Annotated in this window: 10 protein-coding genes and 1 pseudogene; 5 read left to right on the top strand and 6 right to left on the bottom strand. The window is 58.9% G+C overall.

Annotated features, from left to right (window positions below; all coding sequences use genetic code 11):
- Positions 1-118 precede the first annotated feature (118 nt).
- Positions 119-1,474, top strand: coding sequence for a hypothetical protein (locus tag ACNJYD_RS08435; RefSeq protein ID WP_439365950.1), 1,356 nt, complete (start codon positions 119-121; stop codon positions 1,472-1,474).
- Positions 1,471-3,801: a di-heme-cytochrome C peroxidase gene (locus ACNJYD_RS08430; protein ID WP_439365949.1), complete on the top strand. Its 2,331-nt coding sequence runs from the start codon at positions 1,471-1,473 to the stop codon at positions 3,799-3,801. Before ACNJYD_RS08435 ends, ACNJYD_RS08430 begins: the two co-directional genes overlap by 4 nt.
- A gap of 597 nt (positions 3,802-4,398) precedes the next feature.
- Here the strand turns inward: ACNJYD_RS08430 and ACNJYD_RS08425 are convergent.
- From ACNJYD_RS08425 to ACNJYD_RS08405, 5 genes are all read right to left on the bottom strand, one after another.
- Positions 4,399-4,638: a hypothetical protein gene (locus ACNJYD_RS08425; RefSeq protein ID WP_439365948.1), complete on the bottom strand. Its 240-nt coding sequence runs from the start codon at positions 4,636-4,638 to the stop codon at positions 4,399-4,401.
- Positions 4,639-4,679: 41 nt separating this feature from the next.
- Entirely contained in the window at positions 4,680-6,122 is a 1,443-nt protein-coding gene (rpoN, locus tag ACNJYD_RS08420; protein ID WP_439365947.1) for an RNA polymerase factor sigma-54, read from the bottom strand.
- Positions 6,123-7,533: 1,411 nt separating this feature from the next.
- Complete coding sequence (locus ACNJYD_RS08415; RefSeq protein ID WP_439365946.1) at positions 7,534-7,692, bottom strand: hypothetical protein; 159 nt, start codon at positions 7,690-7,692, stop codon at positions 7,534-7,536.
- 462 nt (positions 7,693-8,154) lie between these two features.
- A complete protein-coding gene (locus ACNJYD_RS08410; protein ID WP_439365945.1) occupies positions 8,155-8,940 on the bottom strand; it encodes a helix-turn-helix transcriptional regulator in 786 nt (261 codons plus the stop codon).
- A gap of 1,152 nt (positions 8,941-10,092) precedes the next feature.
- A complete protein-coding gene (locus tag ACNJYD_RS08405; protein WP_439365944.1) occupies positions 10,093-10,716 on the bottom strand; it encodes a J domain-containing protein in 624 nt (207 codons plus the stop codon).
- A gap of 1,454 nt (positions 10,717-12,170) precedes the next feature.
- Here ACNJYD_RS08405 and ACNJYD_RS08400 point away from each other — a divergent pair.
- The 3 genes and pseudogenes from ACNJYD_RS08400 to ACNJYD_RS08390 all read left to right on the top strand — a co-directional run.
- Entirely contained in the window at positions 12,171-13,523 is a 1,353-nt protein-coding gene (locus ACNJYD_RS08400; RefSeq protein WP_439365943.1) for a hypothetical protein, read from the top strand.
- 1,150 nt (positions 13,524-14,673) lie between these two features.
- Entirely contained in the window at positions 14,674-15,093 is a 420-nt protein-coding gene (locus ACNJYD_RS08395; protein WP_439365942.1) for an SET domain-containing protein, read from the top strand.
- 170 nt (positions 15,094-15,263) lie between these two features.
- Positions 15,264-15,641 (top strand): annotated as a pseudogene (locus ACNJYD_RS08390) (transposase domain-containing protein); the annotation flags it as partial.
- 119 nt (positions 15,642-15,760) lie between these two features.
- On the opposite strand, the gene ACNJYD_RS08385 reads toward ACNJYD_RS08390, so the two are convergent.
- Positions 15,761-16,894: a PLP-dependent aminotransferase family protein gene (locus ACNJYD_RS08385; protein ID WP_439365941.1), complete on the bottom strand. Its 1,134-nt coding sequence runs from the start codon at positions 16,892-16,894 to the stop codon at positions 15,761-15,763.
- Positions 16,895-16,899: the final 5 nt, after the last annotated feature.

The raw sequence follows: 16,899 nt of genomic DNA, 5'->3' as shown, positions 1-16,899 counted from the left end.
TTTAGTCCCGTCGCTCGCATTGCCGCAGCGAGAGAGTAGCGGCGGACCGCCGCTTTTGACAGCTGATGTTTGAAGTTTTTGATCTTACAGAGGGGTTCCAATGGTGGCGAGGGGTGAAATGCGCAGATTGATTTTTCGTCGGCGGCTTGCACGACTGTTTGCGGCGGGAGTGATGTTCGCATCGGCTTTGGACGTCACAACGGCTCCGGCGCAAGCTGCATCAAAGCCGCTTGCGCCTAATGATGTGTCCATTCTCTTTCCTCCGCCGAAGTCGGCGGGCGACCTCGCCAATCTGATCGCAGTGTCCGATCTCGCCGGTCCCTCGGGGTCCCTCCAGCGGCTGTTTTCCGACGCGGATTTCGCGCGCTTTATAGCCAACGCCGAAAATCCGGAGCGTCCGGGCGTGCCTGATTCGGGTGTACGTCAAATTCAGTTGCCCGATGCCGTGAAAAAGATCGACGCCTGGTTCGTGGCTGGCATCCGTATCGATCCGGGCGCGCCGGGATTGGCGCCGGATGTCATCGCCCAATTCGGCCGACAACCGCAAATCCGCCTCATCATTCAGCCGGTGACCAATGGGCCGGACGGCTTCAAGGTTCACGACACCGCCGGCCACCTGATCTTCAGTTTCACTCTCGAGGCGGATCCGCCTCTGGACGGTTGCGCGCCGTTCCCGCGGTTCAAACCGGACGACCAAGCCTTCAAGGCGATCGTTCGTGACGTCGCGACCTTGCGCGATCAGCTTGCAGCCGGACATTTTGGTAAAGTCAAAGTCTTGACTGCCGGTGATCTGAATGTGCATCCCGGTCTTGTAGGAGCATCGGCCAAGGCTTTTCGCGATGCGCTCAAGACCTTGCTTGAGAAGCATCTCTCGCCTCAGCGCCTCAACACCATGGCAGTGATGGGCATCGCACCGCCCGAGCCCTGGATTTTCGTATCGATGTTAAGGGTCCCGCAAGCAGGCCTGATACCTGTGCCCGGCCCGACGCTTGATGGCCTGCACGCAGCACAGATGTTCAGCATCATCGGCGGAAAACACGTCGTCCCGCAACCGGGTACGAACAATCACAATCCGATCACCTGTCGACACGCGGCGTTGCAAAATCCGCCCTTGCCCGCCGCTGATCGCAAGGGTGTTTCGACCTCCGAGTTTCTCGATGGCAACGTGCCCAACAGCCGAATCATCGAGATCGTCAATACCATTGCCGATCCGAACAAGAGCCACTTCTTCAATACCGATTGCGTCAGCTGTCACACCGAGACAGCGCAGCCACTCGCCAGGAAAATTGCAAACTTCGCAGTGCTTGGCGTGAACCGCGCGGTCTGGCCGAAAGAAGATTGGAATGTTCGCAATTTCGGTTGGTTCCCGTCGTTCTTACAAGGGGGCCCAGCGGCGGCGACAATAACCCGGCGCACGGCAGCCGAGACGACCGACGTGGTCGCCTTCATCAATAGCCGACTGCTGAACAAGTGACAGAAGCCGTGGCCGTTTGCGGCAGTCTGCCGGCTCGGCTTGACGCACGAAAAATTAATGGGGTACTTGCTATGGGGAGACCTTCTTTTGGCTCTCGTCTTTATTCCTGGGTGACGCGCTGGCCTCATATCACCAGCCTGTTGTTGGCAATCGCAATCGTCGTGATCGTGGCGGCCGGCCTGGTGTATTTCGCGCCGGAGAAGGTTCGCGATGCAGCCCTTAAAATCAAGAACGACGCAAATCTGGTCGCTCAATTATTGCCTGCGACCCTGCCGGAGCCATCAAAAATCGAAAGCGCTTATTGGCTGCCGCAAAACTGGAGCTCCCGTCAGCGTTACTGGTTTCACCACACGTCCCAGGGGACAGCGACCATTCCTGTCCCCTATCAGTGGTTCTTGGCCCTGGAACGCCCGGAGCTGTCCTTCTCTTACACGAGCTTGAGCGACGAGGACTATCTGCGCCGCCTGGGCTTCATCCCGAGTCCTAGCTCAAAGGGCTTTGCCGGTAATGCGCCCTCATATGGTTATCACGACGATGCACTGAATGGGGGTACCGCGACCCCCGGTTGGGCTCCAAGCGTGCCCGACAATCCGAACGCTTTGCCGGTCGGTTTTGCCATCCTCAAGGGCGGTGTCGATCCGACGACGGGCGCCCCATATGAAGATCAGATCGGACTAACCTGCGCCGCCTGTCATACGGGGCATCTCGAATACAAGAATGTCAGCATACGGTTCGACGGTGGGCCGGCGATGGTCAATCTCGGCGAAGTTGAAAGAGTCATCGGGCTATCGATCGGCTACACGCTGATGTTGCCATGGCGATTTGAGCGTTTCGCCAGCAAGCTGGAGCGGATCAAAGGGCAAAGCGTCGATCGAAAGCAGATTCGAGGCGATCTGGAGCTTGCACTTCAAAAGATCAAGAATCAAAAGGCAGCGACCGACAGACTTTTGACGGGACAGGGAGTGGCGGATCTCGACGAAGGGTTCGGTCGACTTGATGCGCTGAACCGGATCGGGAACCAGGTTTTCTATACGAACCTACTTGATCCCGTGACTGGCGAACACCGGGACCCACTCCTCAAGGGCAATTTCGCGCGGCACGATGCGCCCGTGAGCTTTCCGCCAATCTGGGGCACGCCGTATTTCCTTTGGGCACAGTATGACGCCTCTGTTCTCAACGAACTTGTTCGCAATTCCGGCGAGGCGCTCGGTGTCAGCGCGAAAATCAATATGACAGCGGCCGCGCCCGGACGGCCGCTTTTTGCCTCGTCGATACATCTATCCGAAGTCGCACGGTTCGAAGAGCTTCTTCGCGGCGCTGATCCGTTTTCGGCGGGCGATGCAGGCCGCAGAAAATTTACCGGTCTCGTGGCCCCCCGATGGAAGGACGCGCAGGAGAAGCTCCGCGGTGACCCGGCCTGGGCGATTGATGAAAAGCTCGTAGAACAAGGTCGCGATCTTTATCGCACTCACTGCTTTGAATGTCACCGGGGCCCGGTCAACGATACTGCCTTCGACAAGAAGTGGCCGGAAGATTCGTTCTGGAGCCCAGAGAACCCCGATCGCTCAGCCAAGAACGAGAAGAATTGGTTGGAGATCGGCGGACGGCATTATTTCAACGTGGTCCAGATGCCGGTCACAGCGATCGGCACAGACCCCCAACAATCCAGCGTCCTCACGACGCGGCGCGTTCACCTACCCGAATCACTCGGATTAAATCCTGCAGATGACCTCAACAAAGCCGGAGGTTGTGGCCTTCCGGCAGATAAAGGGACAGATCCTCTGTTTGTACTCGCACTTATGGACGTGGTCGGCAAGACGATTGACCAATGGATGATTGCGAACGGCACTTCTGAAGAAACCAAGCGTCAAATGTGGGGGCCGAGAAAGAACTGCCAAAACCAGCGGGTCTATGTCGGGGCGCGTGCAAGCCGCAACGGCAAGGACGAAGTTGTTCTCGCCCTTGAACCTCAGTACCGGGCGCGTCCGTTGGACGGTGTGTGGGCGACAGCTCCTTATCTGCACAACGGGTCCGTTCCGACGCTGAGAGACATGTTGGTACCGCAGGGCGAGCGGCCAACGTCGTTTTGCGTCGGCAGCCGTGCGTTCGACCCGGTCAATGTCGGACTTCTTACGAAAGCACAGTCGGCCGACAGCTGTGCGCCCGGCTTGACGAACTTCGATGTGTCTCTGCTGGGGAATAGCAATCGTGGGCATTCCTTCGAGGGCAAGGAAACCGACTTAAGGAGGTTGCCGCCGGGCGTGATCGGACCAGAATTGACCGACGCCGAACGGCGAGCGCTTATCGAGTATCTCAAGACTCTATGAGCAAGGCGTTGCTCGTCGACCTGTACGTCGGCGTGGCTACGTTGGATCTTCCGCCGAGCCGATTCATCTCTCTGTCGGCGGCGCGCACCATCGCCGCGAGGACGTCGACGCCGACTTCGCTTGGATCGCCCTCGAGCCTTTGGAGGCTTCGGATGACGCCGCCCCTCGCCTAGCCCAGAGCCCGATTGCCGCTCAGGACGTGGACACGGAATTTGGCTTCCCAACGACCTGCGAGATCCGGTGCCGGGTCGGCTGGCTCATGCGACGGTCAAAGCATAGAAGGCGTCAAGTGTCTGGCCGATTGGGGCGCAGACCGCATCAACAATGGATTACACGAATGCCGGCGCCACTCTAGAAGATGGGTCGCAAAACTCTGTCGCACTGTGTGCACCGTCACGCGTTTGTTCAGATCCGCTGCGATTTGGGCCGAGCGGCACGCAGCGTACAGAACGGCCGAATCAAGCGGGCGCTAGCTGTCCGGGTCGGCAAATAGCCTGCGTGCCGGTCGGGTTAGCCGCCAAAAGGCCCTTAGACTAGAATGTTAAGAAGTCGCGCGAGAGCATAACGTCCCTGCCGGCTTTGCCCGCGCGACCCGGATTACCATCCGCTCTGTCTGTCGATATCCGGCATCGCGAGGAAAGCCACTTCCGACACGCTTGATCCTGCGGCATAGACCTCGCCGGCGCTATGCGGCTCCTTAGGCTCAGGATTGCCTTTCAGAAAACTCACCATCTCCTCGGCAATCAGCACGATCGGCAGCTTGCGAGGCTCTCGGGCGTAGGCGATGCGCCCGGGAATCTCACTGTGGCCGAGCGTCACGCCGTCGAAAAAGTGCAACGCACAGACCATCTGGTTGAGATGCGGCCAAGAGATCCCTGTCACTCACCAAGTGAACCTGGAACGTCGATCGTTGACCACTGCTTGTCGCGGCGGCGTTGCACCGAGGAGGGTATGCGCATGGCTTCGCGGTACTTCGCGACCGTGCGGCGGGCAATATCAATGCCCGAGGCGCGCAAGCGTTCCACGATGGTGTCGTCCGACAGGATCGCGGAGGGCTCCTCCGAATCGATCAGCTGCTTGATGTGGTGACGCACCGCTTCCGCCGAATGCGCTTCGCCGCCGTCGGCCGAGGCGATCGAGGCCGTGAAGAAATATTTCAGCTCGAACGTGCCGCGGTTGGTCGCCATGTATTTGTTGGCGGTGACGCGCGACACCGTGGATTCATGCATCTGGATGGCGTCGGCGACGGCCTTCAGATTGAGCGGCCGCAAATGCGCGACGCCATGGGTGAAGAACCCGTCCTGCTGGCGCACGATCTCGGTCGCCACTTTCAGGATGGTGCGGGCGCGCTGGTCGAGCGCGCGCACGAGCCAGGTCGCGTTCTGCAGCGCATCGGTGAAGTAGGACTTGTCGCCGTCCTTGCCGACCTTCTTCGACAGCTCGGAATAGTAGGTCTGGTTCACCAGCACGCGCGGCAAGGTGTCGCTGTTGAGCTCGACATGCCAGCCGCCGTCGGGACCTGGACGGACATAGACATCGGGCACCATGGTCTGCAGGCGCGCCGAGCCGAACTTCATGCCGGGCTTGGGATTGAGGCGGCGGATCTCGCCGATCATGTCGGCGATGTCCTCGTCGTCGACGCCGCAGATCTTGCGAAGAGCGGCGACATCGCGCTTGGCGAGCAGATCGAGATGCTCGACCAGCGCCTGCATCGCGGGGTCGTAGCGGTCGAGCTCGCGCAGCTGGATCGCCAGGCACTCGCTCAGAGAGCGCGCGCAGACGCCGGGCGGATCGAATTTCTGGAGCACGGCGAGGACGTTTTCCACCTCGGCCTGCGACGCGCCCAGACGCTCTGCGGCCTGGCCGAGGTCGGGCGGCAGATAGCCGGCCTCGTCGACGAGGTCGATCAGGTACTGGCCGATCATGCGCTGCGCGGGCGCGGTGAAGGCCACCGAGAGCTGCTCGGCGAGATGGTCCGACAAGGTTGTCTCGGCCGCGACAAAAGCTTCGAGATTGTAGTCTTCGTCACCGGAGGCGCCGCCGCCCCATTCGGTATAGGTGGTCGGCGCCGCATCCTGGGCGTTTCGGGCGGTTGCCTCGGCCAGCTGTTCGCCGCTGACCTGATCGACTTCGGTCGGGGCTTCGGCGCCAGCTACATCGTCATTGGCTCGTTCGAGCAGCGGATTGCACTCGAGCTCCTCCTCCACGAAGGTCATGACGTCGAGATTGGACAATTGCAGCAGCTTGATCGCCTGCATCAGCTGCGGCGTCATGACCAGCGACTGCGATTGCCGGAACTCTAATCTCTGCGTAAGCGCCATGAAGCAAGAACCGTTACTGAAGTTGGCCCGCGTCTTGCTCATCTAGTCAAGAGCTGATCCACCCGCTTTGATGTCGCGCAAACGCAGATGCGAGGTGAGATTTTTGATGAAGGCAGCCCACAGCTGGACACCGAAACACTTGCGAAACTCCTTCGTTAAGTTCCGTTGTCCGTGAGGCTACAGAACTAGAGACTAGGACCTGGCACTTTGACCCGAGGACATGAACCAACAGGACAGTTTCACTGTGGCGACACTCCTGTGAACGACTTGGCAGTCCGCGGTAGTTTCGGTGACTTCTGAGGGTATCCGCGATCCTACACCATCCCGTAGGACCTCCGGCCATAGGTGCGCTGGGCTTCATCGGTCCCTGCCCGTCACTCCGACAGTCCATTAACATAGAGCCTTGCTGCACGCTCGGAATTGGCGCGAACTTTGAAGCCAATCATGGAAGAACGTTACCCAAACCGATTGGCACTAAGGCTGGCAGTCAAAACAGTTGAGGCGGCGGGTTGAACTGGCCGCCAGATCGGCCTTGCGCCAAAAGAGATCGCGAGGTGGTCGTCGCGTTTGGCTGCCTAAAGCCCGCCGCTTGTTAGCGCAGCGCCTTCCCCATGTGCGTCGAAAACAAGTCCCTTCCTCAAGTTGCTGAGGCCTCGGCGGAAGATCGAACAGCGGACACTATTGTGCCTGGGCTTCGGCTTATCCTGGCGAAGGTCCCAAAGTATTCGCGTTGTCGCTTCTGGGCCTCTCACGCATCCGAATCTGGGAAGAATGCCTCCTCCTCCAAATTGGCCGGCGTGACCAGGACGATCTTGTCGGTTGTCGAGAGCCTGCGCGAGTTGCTTCGCTAGCAGCAGACTGCCGACAATCACACGGGGCGAAAGGCGTCCGCATGCGCGTAGAGCGCCATGCTGTTGCCCATGACCTCGAGCACCACCTCATCGCGGGCCCGCAGAGTCTTCCCAGCCTTTGACGCACTCAGCGTCACATCAGTGCTGCCGGCGGACCCTGCCGCCACGCCAAACATCCCTCCGAAGCTTCGCTGGATACCGAGTCCAATCACTCGTCTCATCGGCATCTGAGCTGCGGCGAGATGCCAACTGCGAGTTAGCGCTCTTGCTACAACGCAGTGAGTCGCAGAGGTGGCCAGCTCCCAACTCGAACTCCCGGCTCATTTCCTGTATCGCCGGAGCCGCAATTCGTGCTCCCGCTGCCTCTGTGCCGATGGTAGCACCATACACCACGCTGCAGAACACCGCAGCGGAACGTTGGCACCGGCAGATCTCATACCGGTTACTAACACCATTGAGCGGCCGCACGAGGAGTTCAAGCGACGGATCAACATCAAGACAGTTTGCGATCAGCGGCCGCCACGGACAATATTGTCCTGGCCTGCTCACCTCCTGCCAGATCAACATGCGGCAAGGTCGATGGCTGGAGAACCCTTACCACAATGCCTAGATAGGCGATTGACCTCGCTGAACGAGCAGGTGGCTTCACGCTGATGGAAATCGCGCCACAATTGTAAGGCGGCGCTCTCCGCGGTGAAGCGCACGGCTTCGGCGACCATGGCTTCGTCCACCGGCAAGCCGCTGCCATAGCGCGAACCACCTTGCCTCGGCGAATTGCATCAGGCAGCGGCACCTCGATTGCCTGATCGATAAGGCCGGGACGGCTGGCGCGCCTCGATCGCCTCGGGACGGTTGCTGGAGAGAATGAAGATGATGTCAGCGTCTTCCGCCATCTCGTTCAGTAGCTTGTTTAGCAACATGAGATCGCTTGAGAGGCGGATTGAGTCTGGCGCAACGAGATTTGCATGCAACGACGACGCCCCAAGTCCACACCGGCCTCTGTTGAGGGACAGCGCATAGGCGCGCCTGATGCGCTTCCCTGCCCAGCTATCTGGTTTGAACCGCTTCCGTTGAAGTACATCGTCGAAGCCACTAGAGATCGATTGTCCCGATCCGCGGCAAGAACGGAAGAGCCCGCCCGAAGACGGGGCCTTTGATCGTGCCTTCAAACGGGCGCGGAGTTAAATGATGCGGCGTCGGGTTGCTTTGTGTACAGCATTTGTTCGGTTCGCCGCCCCTAGCTTTCTGACGACGTTCTTCATGTGAAAGTTGACGGTATTCTCGCTAACGTCCACAAGTCGCCCGATGACCCAGGCTGACTTTCCTTCTGCGACCCAGTATAGGCACTCCGTTTCTCGTTCGGTTAGCGGAATGTCTGTCTCGCAATCTTCATCAAGTGGTGGTGTAATCTGCGCGACAGCGTTGTGAAACGCCGACGCCAATGTCGTGAGATGAGCCATGCGATCCTGTGGATTGGCATCATCGAAGGGAGATGCAAACGATACGAACGCCAATCGGCCTTGCGATCCAAACAATGGCACGCTTATGCCATGCTTAAGACCTGCTTCTCTGGCCTCGCGTAAGACGCGCAGCTCACGGGGCTGCAGTTCATATCGACGGGTTAGTTCATCCCAAAGAAAGGGTCTTGGCAGCATTGCTGTCCGCCGGACTACCGGGTCGATCGCTCGATACTCTTGCTCAGCATAGCGTTGGCACCAATCAGACGGGAAGTTTATGGTTGGCGGTGGCGGCAGATAGTCCAGCAGACGACGCTCATTCGAGCAGGTGAGTGCTCCGTACGCGACCTTATTAAATCCTTCATGGCTCGCGCAATTCACAAGAAGCTCGAACAGCGCTTTGATTGATCTTGTCTGTGTAGCGCATTCGACGAAGCTGAATAGGTCTGGCCCGCGGCTTTCCCGTATGCTTGAAGATAGTGGCATTTCGCCGTGCGATTGGTCATCCATTTCTATTTCCATTTTACTTACACAAATGTTGGCTCTGCTTGTTGCAGCTGGACGCCCGCGCGAAGGAAAGCGCCGGGCCCGAGGTGTTTGACCCGGTCTAGGTGCGCACCGATCAGATAGGTGGAGCAAACCGGCGCGGACCGCCCGTAGGTTTGAGCCAACGCGGAGCTGACTTCGTTCGTTGCCGAGCGGTCGGATTACTATCCGAGCCGCCGAATCGTCGCGTGCGTATCCAGACTCTCGAAAGAATGACTGGCAAATGATGCAACCGTTGCAGCGGACAAGGTCAGCACTTCTCGTAAGAACATACCAGCGTCTCGAGCGGCGAGGTAAAGAAGTGCGCTCGGCACGGAATTCTTCGCGCAGCTCGGCACACCTCAGGTCACGGACCGGTGCAGCCCCTCTCAGGCGCTTGCGCATGTTGGGCCGCCGCTCGCGGACATTGACAACCAGCTGCTTGATAAGGACGACAGCGTGCATGCGATCATCAGGACTTCCAAGAACCAGCATGGTGGGCACAGCAATTCTCGTACCACTTTCCGATTTGGCAAAATGGCCCTTAAGAGAGAGGCACTCAGACAAACACGGCCTGGTCTGAGATGTTTGGAGCGGATGCGACATACGCCAAACATGCGACAACGTCTCAGGCGCGACCTCGAATTGATATGGATCAAGAGCGTGATTAAAGGCCGGTTGCCTCACCTGAATTAATGCGGAACGCGGATGGGCGCTGCCTGTGAGTGTGGTCCTAAGGCGCAAGCCAACTCCAGCAAGGGGCTTTCCGTTCTTGAAGTCGAGCAGCGGAGCGGCAGTTTAGTCTTGCGGAGTCTTTGAGCAGACGAGGAGCTGAGCTTTCGGCGTTTGCTGTGGCGCCCTTTGCGAACTGCCCCTTCAGGAGGCCTCGTGAGGACTTGCCCCCTCCTTGCAAAGCCGAGAAGAAAGCAAATGAAGGAGGAAAGAATCAAAGGCTCGTCGTTGATTGATCCGGGGCTCGCTGTTGATAAAGACTCAGGCTAACGTGACGGAGATGCTTCGCCTCTCGGGCGTAGGCGTGGGGGTCTGAAGCCGATTACACACCAGCTCGGATGCAGCCTTCACACGATAGGGCTACGTCGCGGCGTGTGGGGTGAGGCCGTTCAAGTTATGTCCGGGCTAGGTCTCGCGCACCATGGTCTTCAGATAATGGTAGGCCTTGATGATCTCGACCAGGCGATCCTCCGTAGAGCGGTCGCCGCCATTGGCATCGGGATGGTGCTGCTTGACCATCGCCTTGTACTTCGCCTTGATGTCGCCGAGCGTCGCATTGGCATTCAGGCCCATCACCTGCAACGCTTTCCGCTCGGCATTCAAAATCTTGCGCGCCTCAGGCTTGGCCTCCAAGCGGGGGCGGACACCGGCGCGTCCGTTCAGCTCGAGGAGCGTGCAGAGGGCATGCCAGTCGTCCTCGAAACCGGCCGCGCTGCCGGCCATTTTGCGGGCGCTGATGTTCTCGCCCATCTTCCAGGTCGGACGATGGCCGGTCAGCGCGTCGTTCTGGTAGCGCGCGACCGCTTCCGCGTCCATCCCCGAGAAGAAATCGTAGGACTGATTGTATTCGCGAACATGATCGATGCAGAAGTGCCAATATTCACGGGCATTGCCGCGGCCCTTGGGCGCCGGATGGGTCGCTTTGTTCTGGCAACCGGGCCATTCGCACAGCGCCGCGGTCTGGCGCTCCTGCGATTCCTTCTTGTTGATGCGAATGGAGTCGAAGATTTTCGATGTGTCGATCAGCATGACCGGGCTCCCTTGGCGGAGCGGCAGTTAACAGCGCCGCTTGTCTGCTAGAGAATTGGTTTCGACGGCAAGTTGGATCTGTCTTGGCCTTTGCGTCTAGTTAGTGGCATGATGTATCAGGCACTTCCTAGCAATCGACATGCCAGGACTCGCGAGCTTGGTTCAGGCAAGCATCTCTTTGCGATTCAGATCGACTCAATTGCAATGCTGTCGGGTTCTGTACATAGGGTCTTGAATGGGACCGGGTGAATACAAGGAGAGCGGCAGCTACACGGGATGGCTGGTGACGCGCTCAGAGAGGCAGCGTACCCAGGCGGATGGCGAACCTGCGAGAACTTCTCCAGGGAGCCGATGCGGGCCGAAGGAGACGATTAACATCCTGCCCTTCGGTCAGCCGTCTGCGGTTGATCATCACTGCTACAAACTCCTGCAACATAACGCGTGATCTGTTCGTCCGGGCCGTCGAGACGGAACTGCTGCAGTCCGGAGACGCCGGGCGAACCGAAGCCGCCGCGGATGTCGCGCCGGGCCGTGAAGGCACGGCTATCGGCGCGCACGCGCAAAGCATATCGGCGCGATCGAGGTTTCTAGGCCCAATGTGAGGACCGGCGTGCGAGCAGCTCGCCCCTTGGATCCGCTCCACCTCGGTGATTTTGCCAGTCCGAGTGGGCGTGGAGCAGGAGCCTCGATCCCCTGCTGCCCGCCCTTAGCTGGCGCTACGTCGACACGCGATCCAGGAGGCGCTCTCGGCCCTGCTGGAAAGCATGCAACGAACCTTTCGCCTTCGGTGATTTCTGGCTTGAATGACAAATCAAAGGGCGAATACGAGAGCTGGCAGCAAAAGGCCGTCAACGTGCTCAAAGATATCCCGAGCTGGTTCGGAGCGGCAAGAAGAAGGCCATGCAGGATCTCAATAGCGCCGAGCCGGGCGGTCGCGGAGCATGCACTTGATACCTTCGCCGAGAGCCGCGCCAAACATGCGCGCGACGTTGATTACCTGATAAGGATCGCCAATCTAGGCCTATCGGTTTTCTATGACCTTCCTGCCGAGCACCAGCGCCAGCTGAGAACTACAATCCGATCGAGAGCATCCGGCGCGGTGCGGCAACGGAGCGTGCGAGCCAAGGAACCGTTGTCGCCACAAACCGTAAGATTTATGGTGAAAGCTGATCGAGCTGGCGTCGAAGTTGGGTTGGCGAAGAGCCGCAATCAATTGCCGAGGTCGTGGCGTGTCGGAGTGCCGACGCCGTTGAGCTCGTCCCGAACACGCAAAGTATACCGCCCGCTCGGCGTCCTCATCAGTCGCGGTCAGGAGCGGCGAAATGACTGATCTGAGATCACAGTCCGGTAAGTATCTAAGCGCGTCAGCTTGTCGACAGCTGGTTCTAATAGAGCGAGACAGAGCGTCGCTATCGGCGGGGCATCGCCAACCGACTCAAACCCGGGGAGTTGACATGGACCCATTTAACCGCATCAACCCATTCGACCGTGACCAGGCCGCAGTGTCACAACCGCAACAGCAGCAAGCGGAGTTTGAGCCGTACTTGGATGAAGTGCCGCAGCTTGATTCCCCTGCCGTTCCAGAGCTTCCTTCTTCTTCAGATCGCTACTATCTTCCTCTGTCTGAGGAAGAGCGTAGGCTCATCGAGGCTTTGGAACTTGGGCACCAGGGGGCCCACGGTCCTCATCCCGAAGACGCTGTCACCAGACACCTCGGGGACACCGCTGCCCAGCACAGCGCGCCGCGGGAAGCTTGGACTTGGCCGATAGAGCTGCCTGCGGAGGGCCACGATCAGGACCCGCTGCGAGGGATGATGGACGAACCCATCCTAACATTGTCTCTCCCAACCGCGCGCGATCACCAGGGACCGGACCGCGGAAAAGCTGTTCTCCAGTTCAACTGGAGCGACGGCTACCAACCGGCTCGGAACGAGCTGACCGGGAGCGCTTCCTCTTCAAGTCACGCGGCGCTCATGGGTGAGGATTACACCGGGGAGTTGAACCCTGCGAAGAGGCAAAGAACACTAAGCCATACGGAAGGGGATGCCATCGGACGCCAGCTGAGCGTGCCCGGTAGTTCGGTCGTTCGCGAGCTGATGGAAGACGCCGTCGCACCGTTTCAGGCCAGCGGTCGGCTCGTCGTTCCTGCGGAAGGCTACGATCAGGATCTGCTGTCGGCGATGGTGGGAAACGCCGGACCATCGTGGTCGCTTGAGCCAACCGAGGGTTATCGCCAAGCCCTGGATTCAGAATCGGACGTTCTTCCCTTCAGTTTCCGGCAGGGCGGCCAGCACGCGTCCGCTGCGTTTGGTCGTAGCAACGTCCCGCCGAGCCAGGACAGCCGACCCAACAGTTTTATCGTTCACAATGACCGCTACACGGCGCTGTTCGTGCCCGCGGCAACGATGAGGCGAAGCACCCCACTCAATCCGCCAGGCGCTGCCATTGCTCTGGGATTTCGACCGGAAAACGTTCCGCAGCCCAGCGCGCAGCCAGCAAATCAAGCCTCATCATCGCGGCTTGGACGGTCGATGGGGCAAGCCGCTCCGGCGTCCTCCTCCAGGGGTGTGGGGACGCCCCCCGCGGCCCGCGAGTTTTATGCTGCATCATTCGCCGTTCCCGAAGATTTTTCGCACGGCACCCAAAAAGCTTCGGACGCGACGCGCTCGAAGCTCGGCCACTGGGGCCTCTTGCCGAACGAGGTGCAGCCCGTAAAACACTACGACATTCGCGGCGAGCGTTACAAAGCCCTCTTGGGGCCGGAAGGCCCCGATGACGTTTGGCTCATCCATCAGCCGAGAATGTAGATGCCGAGGGACAATCCCCCACGCTCAGAAGCGGTCCACATAGCTCCGGTATTGGAGGTCTTATTGGATCATAGCTTGCTAAAGCGAGTCTTGCGAGCTTGGCGCGGTGCCCGGGGGCGCGGGTGAGCGCTACCCTGCCCGATTAACCTGCGCGATCATCGCTGTGCGGCTCCTCGTTGAGCCGCACAGCCATCGCCCTTTGATCTTTCCGAACGCCAAAGCTGCGAAGAACACCTACGGTGTTCTTGCCGTTGCGTCTTACATGATTGGCATCGATCAGGGGCCTCGGCTCCGAGACAGGGGAAAGCATCATCCGAGTAAAGAGGCTGCTTCCCGCCCCCATCGAAAAGGCCTCGGCTGAGTTTAGCTGGCTGCAGATGGATGTGGTCGTCCATTAGCCTCAGATGCACATCCTGGTCGTGGCGTACCGCCAGAAAGCTTCTCTCGCCAACGAGGCGCTGCCCAGCATCTCGTCGACCGCCTCGAACCTATCAGCACCGTACTTGGGGATCAGCAATGGTCGGGTAGCGTGTGCGGACCTCTTGCTTACCCCAACCGACGAGTTCCGCACGGCAGCAGTTATATCTCGAGATTTTCAGGAGACCGAACTTTAGACCACCCAACAGTAGAGCTTTGTCCCGTGATCACGATGGCGGGCTGGTTGCGCGGACGTGGTCGTGCGGCAAAATCAGCATCCGACCGCCGACCGCCCACGCGCTGCGCCCTCGCCAACGATGTGCCCATGTCTCTTCTGTCCTGAGCATCCGCAAGGAACGGAACCAGTGGCCATGAGGCATTCGACGCGAAAGCTGCTTTTGAAGGCCTCGATGAAGCCGTTGTCGGCGGCTTGCCGGACCGCCGAGAAAGTAAGCGTATCGCGACGCTGGAGGCTTACAGTCTCGATCGCACGACATGAACTCGCCGCCTTGAGACGCGGATCTTTGCTCGGAATCCCACTGATTTGCAGCCCCTTCTAGCACCGCCAAGATGGCGGTACCGCGGGACGCGATCCGCAACAGCCGCTGCCGCGACGAATGCGAAGAAACTCCAATTTGGGACGTGAGGCGCGATTAGATGACCCTACCGATTTGTGCAGGAGATTTCGCGACTCAGGTCAGTTAGCTTTGCTGGGTGTTAGGAGATTTCTTCAATGTTGATTATTGAAACTATTTTGAAGCCAGACCAGTTTGGGGGTATCGGACTTTTCTCCGCTGCCCTTTTGCCCAAAGATTCGCTGATTTGGATTCACAACCCGATCGTTGACATCGCGGTGACGCCTGAGCAGTACGATACTCTAGTTCCGACATTTCAAGCTCTGCTAGATAAGCATGCCTATCCAAGAAACTACAAGGCTAATGATGGTGTTATAGAGTACAATGCTGACAACGCCCGCTTCATGAATCACAGCAGTCAGCCAAACACATATCAAGACGATCATTGCCGAATTTTAACGGCGCGTGACGTACAACCTGGTGAAGAACTTACTTGCGATTATTTGTCTTTCGATCCAACGTGTGACTTATCGTGGAATAGAGAACCATCGGTGAATGTTGATGCCCCAACGGGCTAGGCGGCACTCGCAGTGCGATGCGGCTAGGGGACGCGCCCGACGACTAGGCGCGTCCCAAGATGCGCTGATTGTGCAACGTCAGAGTCGCAGATGTGCTGTTCACAAACGCACTTGATGAGATCGCTTGCGGCTCGATCTTTGCTCCTCGATTCACTTCCGCGCGCAGCGCAGAGCAAAAAAGCAAGCCGCTTCTCGAGGACATGCACGCCTGGTTGTTGCGCAAGCGCGAAAACCCCTCTCGCGTTCCTCCGACGTCCTGACGCCTATGAACGACATGCTCAGGCGCTGGGGCGACTTCGCCGGCTTCCTCGACGATGGCAAGATCTGCTTGACCGATGCGCTGAGCGCGCATTGGAAGGCAGGGAAGGCGCAACTAGACCTTCGCTGGTAGCGAGCGTGGCGCCGACCGTGCCGCAATCACGCTGACGATGATCACGACCTGTCGTCTCAACGACGTTGATCCCAAGGCCTGGCTCGCCGAGGTCCTGGCCCCGGTCGCCGATCTTCCCGCGTCGCGCCTGCACGAATTGCTGTCCTGGGAATGGAAGCTCCTGCGCCAGGCAGATAAGCCCGCTAAGCCCGCTCTCTTCAGAAGTGTCGGCGTTTGGAGCTGGACCTGCGACCCCGCGTCAGATGGGAACACTCCGCTCAAACATACCACATGCATCTAGAGTTTAGCATGCAAATTATCTAAGCGCTCCAGCCCCTGCTCAATGAGAGATATTGGAAGATAGCTGAAACACAGGCGCATGTGACGGCCACTTCGTGGGCCATAGTTCCGACCGTTTGTAAGGTGCACGTCGTGCTCGCGGCTTGCAGCGTCAATAAACCTCTCCGGATCCGTACCCGCTGTAAGCCGTACCCAAAACGAGAAGCCCCCGCTTGGCACACTATAGTCCGGCTCGCAAAACCGGCCGCGCTGCAATAACCTATGTACGCCGTCTCGCTTCGCTCGGTAGTGCTCGCGCAAGCGAGTTATGTGCGAATCAAGAGCGCTCGATTGCAACAAACCCAAAACGACATTGCTTAGAACCGGACTTACGCCGCCGTCGCGTTTAAGGTGCGCAAGCCTGTTGATAATGTCCGACTCCGCAAGCACCCAGCCTACCCGTAGTCCCGGTCCCGCGACTTTTGAGATGCTATGGACATTGATCACGTTGTCGCCCGGCGCCAACCAATGCACTGGACCGTTATAGGGCAGCTCAGCATAGACAAGATCCTGCACCAAGAGAGCGCCACTGCGGGCTAGCAGTGCCGCCAATTTGGCCGCATGGTCGCACGACATCTGGCGCCCGGTTGGATTATGAAATGCTGGCATCGTGTAGAAAAGCTTCACCCGGGCAATGGACTGCAGCACTGCCTCCACTTCGTTCAGATCCACTCCCTCTGCAGCCAGACCTAGCTGGACGACGGTTGCACCCGCGATCGAAAACGTACGCAGTGCACCCAAGTAGGAGGGGTCCTCCGTCAGGACCACGTCACCGGGGTCAATCCAGCCATCAGCAAGCAATTGTAAGGCCTGTGAAGCTCCACTCGTAAGCATAATTTGGTCATGCCGCACACCATACCTCAGCGCGAGCCCTGTACGGAGTTCGGGCAAACCCGCCGCATCCGTATACTGGGGCAGATCGGCGAGAGCCACACCTGTACCTCCGTCAAACGCGCTTGGCCACGGCAGTTCTGCAAACATCACCGGGTCGGCCATCCCGTAGCCGAAATTGATACCATGCTTCGCACTTGAGAAGTCGAACGGCGCAAAACCCTGAGCGACAGCGCTGCGTTGTGAGATGCGGGAATTCATGGCTT

It is taken from the genome of Bradyrhizobium sp. SPXBL-02 (assembly GCF_051853065.1).
GTDB lineage: Bacteria > Pseudomonadota > Alphaproteobacteria > Rhizobiales > Xanthobacteraceae > Bradyrhizobium.
Note: the sequence above shows the minus strand (reverse complement) of the source record. Positions and strands in the feature narration are given on the sequence as shown.

Coding starts and splice junctions, on each gene's coding strand:
- ACNJYD_RS08395 (WP_439365942.1), top strand. CDS start 14,674: ATGTTGATTATTGAAACTATTTTGAAGCCAGACCAGTTTGGGGGTATC.
- ACNJYD_RS08435 (WP_439365950.1), top strand. CDS start 119: ATGCGCAGATTGATTTTTCGTCGGCGGCTTGCACGACTGTTTGCGGCG.
- ACNJYD_RS08385 (WP_439365941.1), bottom strand. CDS start 16,894: ATGAATTCCCGCATCTCACAACGCAGCGCTGTCGCTCAGGGTTTTGCG.
- ACNJYD_RS08400 (WP_439365943.1), top strand. CDS start 12,171: ATGGACCCATTTAACCGCATCAACCCATTCGACCGTGACCAGGCCGCA.
- rpoN (WP_439365947.1), bottom strand. CDS start 6,122: ATGGCGCTTACGCAGAGATTAGAGTTCCGGCAATCGCAGTCGCTGGTC.
- ACNJYD_RS08410 (WP_439365945.1), bottom strand. CDS start 8,940: ATGGATGACCAATCGCACGGCGAAATGCCACTATCTTCAAGCATACGG.
- ACNJYD_RS08405 (WP_439365944.1), bottom strand. CDS start 10,716: ATGCTGATCGACACATCGAAAATCTTCGACTCCATTCGCATCAACAAG.
- ACNJYD_RS08415 (WP_439365946.1), bottom strand. CDS start 7,692: ATGGTCGCCGAAGCCGTGCGCTTCACCGCGGAGAGCGCCGCCTTACAA.